The sequence below is a fragment of the Dietzia sp. DQ11-38-2 genome, assembly GCF_014145055.1.
GTDB lineage: Bacteria > Actinomycetota > Actinomycetes > Mycobacteriales > Mycobacteriaceae > Dietzia.
On the sequence record NZ_JAALDW010000283.1, the window covers coordinates 1 to 5984 of the forward strand.

General features: G+C 68.2%; 6 protein-coding genes and 1 pseudogene. 3 read left to right on the forward strand and 4 right to left on the reverse strand.

Features of this window, described 5'->3' with window-relative positions; all coding sequences use genetic code 11:
- A partial coding sequence (locus G6026_RS10165; RefSeq protein ID WP_182613108.1) for a helix-turn-helix domain-containing protein occupies positions 1–126 on the reverse strand: 126 nt, incomplete at its 3' end.
- 70 nt (positions 127–196) lie between these two features.
- Between G6026_RS10165 and leuC the strand changes: the two genes are divergently transcribed.
- From leuC to G6026_RS10180, 3 genes are all read left to right on the forward strand, one after another.
- Positions 197–1663, forward strand: a complete 1467-nt coding sequence (gene leuC, locus G6026_RS10170; protein ID WP_107756676.1) for a 3-isopropylmalate dehydratase large subunit — start codon at positions 197–199, stop codon at positions 1661–1663.
- A gap of 5 nt (positions 1664–1668) precedes the next feature.
- Entirely contained in the window at positions 1669–2274 is a 606-nt protein-coding gene (gene leuD, locus G6026_RS10175; RefSeq protein WP_107756675.1) for a 3-isopropylmalate dehydratase small subunit, read from the forward strand.
- Positions 2275–2393: 119 nt separating this feature from the next.
- Positions 2394–2774: an HU family DNA-binding protein gene (locus G6026_RS10180; RefSeq protein ID WP_107756674.1), complete on the forward strand. Its 381-nt coding sequence runs from the start codon at positions 2394–2396 to the stop codon at positions 2772–2774.
- A 9-nt stretch (positions 2775–2783) separates the two neighbouring features.
- Here G6026_RS10180 and G6026_RS10185 read toward each other — a convergent pair whose 3' ends face one another.
- The 3 genes and pseudogenes from G6026_RS10185 to G6026_RS10195 form a co-directional block, all read right to left on the reverse strand.
- Positions 2784–3701 carry an NUDIX hydrolase gene (locus G6026_RS10185; protein WP_107756673.1) on the reverse strand — a complete coding sequence of 306 codons (918 nt, stop codon included), beginning with the start codon at positions 3699–3701 and terminating at the stop codon, positions 2784–2786.
- Complete coding sequence (locus tag G6026_RS10190) at positions 3698–5794, reverse strand: RNA degradosome polyphosphate kinase (RefSeq protein WP_182613109.1); 2097 nt, start codon at positions 5792–5794, stop codon at positions 3698–3700. The genes G6026_RS10185 and G6026_RS10190 overlap by 4 nt, the downstream gene beginning before the upstream one ends.
- Positions 5791–5984, reverse strand: a pseudogene (locus tag G6026_RS10195) (2-phospho-L-lactate guanylyltransferase); the annotation flags it as partial. The pseudogene G6026_RS10195 and the gene G6026_RS10190, both read right to left, overlap by 4 nt.

Genomic DNA, 5984 nt, shown 5'->3' on the forward strand with positions numbered 1-5984 from the left:
GTGGGCGGTGGCCCGGGGGAGCCCGGTGCGCTCGCAGAGGTCGGCGAGGACACACGGTTGCTCGGCCACCGCGTGGAGCACCGTCATGGCTTTGTCGAGGACTCCGATCCCGCTATACTGTCTCACAGTTCGACTATAGCGTCCTACATGGTGAGAATCCATCGGTTCGTCACCCGGGGCGGGTACTGGAGGCGTGATGAGTGTGACACCGTCCGGAGGCGCCCGGGGCCGAACCCTGGCGGAGAAGGTGTGGGACGACCACGTGGTGGTCCGGGGCGAGGGGGAGGGTGAAGCCCGACAACCGGACCTCATCTACATCGATCTCCACCTGATCCACGAGGTCACCAGCCCCCAGGCCTTCGACGGACTGCGGCTGGCGGGCCGCGGTCTGCGTCGTCCGGATCTCACCCTCGCGACCGAGGACCACAACGTCCCGACCGACATCATCGGTGGCGCCGTCGACCTCATCGCCGACCGCGTCTCGCGCACCCAGATCGAGACGCTGCGCACCAACTGTGAGGAGTTCGGCGTCCGGGCGTACCCGATGGGTGACCCGGGTCAGGGCATCGTCCACATCATCGGACCCCAGCTCGGGCTGACCCAACCCGGCATGACGGTCGTGTGCGGCGACTCCCACACCTCCACGCACGGTGCCTTCGGCTCCATCGCGATGGGTATCGGTACGTCCGAGGTCGAGCACGTCATGGCCACCCAGACGCTGTCGCTGCGGCCGTTCCGGACCATGGCCGTCACCGTCACCGGCGAGCTGCAGCCGGGGGTCTCGGCCAAGGACCTCATCCTCGCGGTGATCGCCCAGATCGGGACCGGCGGTGGACAGGGGCACATCATCGAGTACCGCGGAGAGGCCATCGAGAAGCTCTCGATGGAGGCGCGGATGACCATCTGCAACATGAGCATCGAAGCCGGCGCCAGGGCCGGGATGATCGCCCCGGACCAGACCACCTACGACTATCTGAAGGGGCGTCCACACGCTCCGGTGGGCGAGGAGTGGGACGCCGCGGTCGAGTACTGGAACGGTCTGAGGACCGACGACGACGCGGTGTTCGACACCGAGGTGGTGATCGACGGCTCGGCCCTCACCCCGTTCGTCACCTGGGGGACCAACCCCGGTCAGGGAGCGCCCCTCGGGTCCTCCGTCCCGCATCCGGAGTCCTTCGGGGACGAGAGCGACCGCATCGCCGCCGAGGGCGCGCTCGAGTACATGGATCTACAGGCCGGGACCCCTCTGCGTGAGATCCCCGTGGACGTGGTCTTCGTGGGGTCCTGCACCAACGGACGCATCGAGGACCTGAGGGCGGTGGCGGAGATCATCGAGGGCCGCGAGGTCGCCGACGGCGTGCGGATGCTGGTCGTCCCGGGATCGATGCAGGTGCGTCAGTTGGCCGAGCGGGAGGGCCTGGACGAGGTGTTCACCGCGTTCGGCGCCGAATGGCGTCAACCGGGCTGCTCGATGTGTCTCGGGATGAACCCGGACTCGCTGGAGCCGGGTCAGCGCTGCGCCTCGACCTCCAACCGCAACTTCGAGGGTCGCCAGGGCAAGGGCGCCCGGACCCATCTCGTCAGCCCGGCGGTCGCCGCGGCCACCGCCGTCGTCGGGCGGCTGGCCTCGCCCGCAGATCTCGAGCCCGCGAAGGGGGCCTGATCCACATGGAGCCGATCATCACCCACACCGGCATCGGGGCCCCGCTGCACCGGTCCAACGTGGACACCGACCAGATCATCCCCGCCGAGTACCTCAAGCGCGTCACACGCACCGGGTTCGAGGACGGACTCTTCTCGTCCTGGCGGGCGAACGAACCCGACTTCGTTCTCAACCGCGCCCCGTACGACCGGGCCTCCGTGCTCGTCGCGGGCCCGGACTTCGGCACCGGTTCATCCCGCGAGCACGCGGTGTGGGCACTGAAGGACTTCGGTTTCCGCGTGGTCATCTCCTCGCGGTTCGCCGACATATTCCGGGGAAACTCGGGCAAGTCCGGTCTGGTGGCAGCGCAGGTCGAGCAGCAGAACGTCGATCTGTTGTGGAAGATAATGGACGAGCGTCCTGGCATCGAGCTGACCGTCGACCTCGGGTCCAGGACCGTGACCGCGGGTGAGGTCACCGTCCCGTTCGAGATCGACGACTACACCCGGTGGCGTCTCATGGAGGGGCTGGACGACATCGGTCTCACGCTACGGAAAGCGGAGGCGATCGCCGAGTTCGAGACGCGTCGACCGTCGTTCAAGCCGGTCACCACCGTGCCCGGCCGGGGGTGACCGGCGGATCACGGAGGCTCGTCCGGAATGACCCCCGAGACGGCAACGTGTGAGTATGCTTATCTTCATGTGGCGCGGTTCTCTGCCGCGTCGGCGTACTCATCTCTAGGGGGACACCCGTGAACAAGGCCGATCTGATCGCCGAGCTGGCGGAACGGATGGACGGAGACCACCAGCTCGCCACAGAGGCGTTGGAGAACACTCTCGACATCATCGTGCGGGCGGTGGCGGCGGGTGAGTCGATCACCATCATGGGATTCGGCATCTTCGAGAAGCGCGCACGTGCGGCCAGGGTCGCGCGCAACCCGCACACCGGGGAGTCCATCCCGGTGCCGCCCACCTACTCGCCGGCGTTCCGTCCCGGCCAGTACTTCAAGTCCGTCGTGCAGGGCTCCGAGACGCTCCCCGAGGGCCGCCTCGCGGCTAAGCGCACGAGCTCGCACCAGTCCTTCGGCGGAGTCGGTAAGAACGGCGTGAACCACCGCGACAAGGTCGGCTGAGCGGCCGCCTCACCTCGCGGGGAGCGGGCTCGGGTAGTAGTCGGCGAACGTCAGCCTCCCGTCCGCGAACCCCAGCCCCCATGTCCCGGACTTCTTGGTGGAGGTGTCGGGCACGTCGAGCCCGGCCAGCCGGGACAGGTCCCCGATCAGCCCGGGTATGGCCGTCCCCTGCGAGCTCACCGCCGCGACACCGTCGCCGTCGGCGATCTCGATCAGTCTGGTGCGGGCGGCGACGGGGTCGTCGAGGTAGGCCTCGTCGCTCAGAGCCGGCTCGAGGCGTACCCCGACCCGCAGCTCGTCGGCGAGGGGGCCCACCGTCTGCTCGCAGCGCACCCGCGGAGCGCTGTACAGCCTACGGACACCGAACGCTCTGAGCATCGGTGCCAGGAGCTCGGCCTGGGTCCGTCCGGTCTTGTCGAGTGGACGCGCGGAGTCGTCCCCACTCCACTCGGAGCGGCTCCCCGCCTTGGCGTGTCGGACCAGCAGGAGCACCGAGTCCACCGGCCGGGCCGCGGAGAAGCGGCCGAGGATCTTCCGGTCCAGGCCGTACGAGACCACATCCCTGGCCTCCTCCACCGGAAGCCACCTGATCTCGTCGACCTCGGAATTCGGCTCGAAGTCACCCCCGGTCGCCCGAGCGGACCAGTAGGTGACCTCCTTTCTGGTGTTCTCCTTGAGGGGGTACGCGGTGGTCCCGATCCTCGATTCGAGGACGGCGGTGTGGCCCGTCTCCTCCTCGATCTCCCGCACCGCCGTCACCGGCAGCGATTCGCCGGGATCGACCTTCCCCTTGGGCAGCGACCAGTCGTCGTACCGGGGACGGTGGACCACGGCGCAGCGGGCCTCCCCGTTCTCCATGCGGTAGAGGACCGCTCCCGCAGCGGGGACGACCCTGACGCGGTCGCCACTGGTCGACTTCCTGCTCATCGGTCCCGGAACCCCGCGTGCACGGAGGCCATGCGCTCCTGGTGGTCGACCGAGTCGGACCGGTCCCCGGGGTCGGGCATCCGTGCCCAGGTGGCGTCGGGCCGCAGGTGGAAGCTGCGGGTGGCCGGGTCCAACGCGGAATCGAGGATGCGGTGGATCTGCACCTTGAGCCGGGGGTCGGTGACGGTGGTCATCACCTCGACGCGGCGGTCGAGGTTCCGGTGCATCATGTCGGCGCTGCCGATGAGCACCTCGTCGGCCCCTCGGAAGTTCAGGATCCGCGAGTGCTCGAGGAAGCGGCCGAGGATCGATCGGACGTGGATGTTCTCGCTGAGCCCGGGAACGCCGGCGCGCAGAGCGCAGATCCCGCGGACCACGATGTCCACCTGCACGCCCGCCTGTGAGGCACGGTAGAGGGCGTCGATGATCTGTTCGTCGACCAGTGCGTTGGCCTTGAGCCGGATGCCCGCCTCTCGTCCTTCGGCGGCGAAGCCGATCTCCCGGTCGATCCTCTCGATGATCCCCGAACGGATGCCCTCGGGCGCGACGAGCAGCCGCCGGTACTTGGACACGTTGGAGAACCCGGTGAGGTGGTTGAACAGGTCCGTCAGGTCCGACACGACGTCCTCGTCCGCGGTGAACAGCCCGACGTCCTCGTACAACCGCGCCGTCTTGGGGTTGTAGTTCCCGGTACCGATGTGGGCGTAACGCTGGAGCCGGTCGCCCTCTTTGCGCACCACGAGGCAGGTCTTGCAGTGCGTCTTGAGTCCCAAAAGCCCGTAGACCACGTGGACCCCGGCCTGTTCGAGCTCGCGTGCCCAGCGGATGTTGTTCTGCTCGTCGAACCGGGCCTTGATCTCGACCAGCGCCACCACCTGCTTGCCGGCCGCCGCCGCGTCCACGAGCGCGTTGACGATGGGGGAGTCGCCGGAGGTCCGGTAGAGGGTCTGCTTGATCGCCAGCACGTTGTCGTCCGCCGCGGCCTGCTCGATGAACCGCTGGACCGTGGTGGCGAACGAGTCGTAGGGGTGCTCGACCAGGACATCTCCCTCCTGGAGGGAGGCGAAGATGTTCCGGGCGGTCTCACGCTCGCCGAACGCCGGGGGAGTCGCGGGGACCATCGCCGGGTCCTTGAGGTCGGGCAGATCGAGGCCGTGGAGCTGCCACAGCCCCGTCAGGTCGAGCAGGCCCGAGAACCGGATCACGTCCTCCGAGTCCACATCGAGTTCGTGCTGCAGGATCCGGAGCATCCGGGAGGTCATGTCCTCCGCGATCTCCAGACGCACGGCGGATCCGAAGCGTCGGCGGGCGAGCTCGCGCTCGAGCGCCTGCAGCAGGTCCTCGTCACGATCCTCCTCGACCTCCATGTCCGCGTTGCGGGTCACACGGAAGACGTGGTGTTCCACCACCTCCATCCCCTGGAACAGATCGCCGAGGTGCGCGGCGATGATCTCCTCCGCCGGGACGAACGAGTACTCGTCCTCGACACCCCGGTCGACCCTGACGAACCGGGGCACGTTGTGGGGGATCTTGACCCGGGCGAAGTGCTCCTGACCCGAACCGATGTCGCGGATGATCACCGCCAGGTTGAGGCTGAGCCCGGAGATGTAGGGGAAGGGGTGCGCGGGGTCCACGGCGAGGGGGGTGAGCACAGGGAAGATCGAGTTCCGGAACAGCTCCGCGAGCGAGAACTGCTCGTCGGAGGTCAACTCGCCCCAGGCCAGGATGCGGATTCCGTGGTCCTCGAGCTCCGGCCGGATCTCGTCGTGGAACAACCGGGTCTGCTCGTTGCAGAGTTCCCGCGTGCGGACGCTGATGCGGCCGAGCTGCTCGGCCGGGGTCTGTCCGTCGGCGGACCTGACCGACAGCCCCGTCTTGTCGCGGCGCTTGAGGCCGGCCACCCGCACCATGTAGAACTCGTCCAGATTCGACGCGAAGATCGCGAGGAACTTGGCCCTCTCGAGTAGCGGCAGATCCTTCTCGCCCGCCAGGGCCAACACCCGGGCATTGAAATCGAGCCAGCTGAGTTCTCGGTTGAGGTAGCGGTCACGGGGTCGGGGGAGTTGCTCGAGCACGGGATCGTCTGCGGTCACCGGACCATTGTTGCCGATACACCCGCGGCGTGAGGACGTTGACATTCGGAGGGGGTCCCGATCACGGCGGCGGTGGCCTCGCCCACCGACCGCCCGGCCAACGCCAGGACGTCCTCGGGGGTGTCGACGTCGCGACCGGACGCGCCCGACGGGTCGGCGCCCTCGAGCGCCACCGCGCCACCCTCGGAGA

What these genes read in the sequence shown, in the direction of transcription:
- leuC (WP_107756676.1), top strand. Translation starts at nt 197, where the DNA reads ATGAGTGTGACACCGTCCGGAGGCGCCCGGGGCCGAACCCTGGCGGAG.
- leuD (WP_107756675.1), top strand. Translation starts at nt 1,669, where the DNA reads ATGGAGCCGATCATCACCCACACCGGCATCGGGGCCCCGCTGCACCGG.
- G6026_RS10185 (WP_107756673.1), bottom strand. Translation starts at nt 3,701, where the DNA reads ATGAGCAGGAAGTCGACCAGTGGCGACCGCGTCAGGGTCGTCCCCGCT.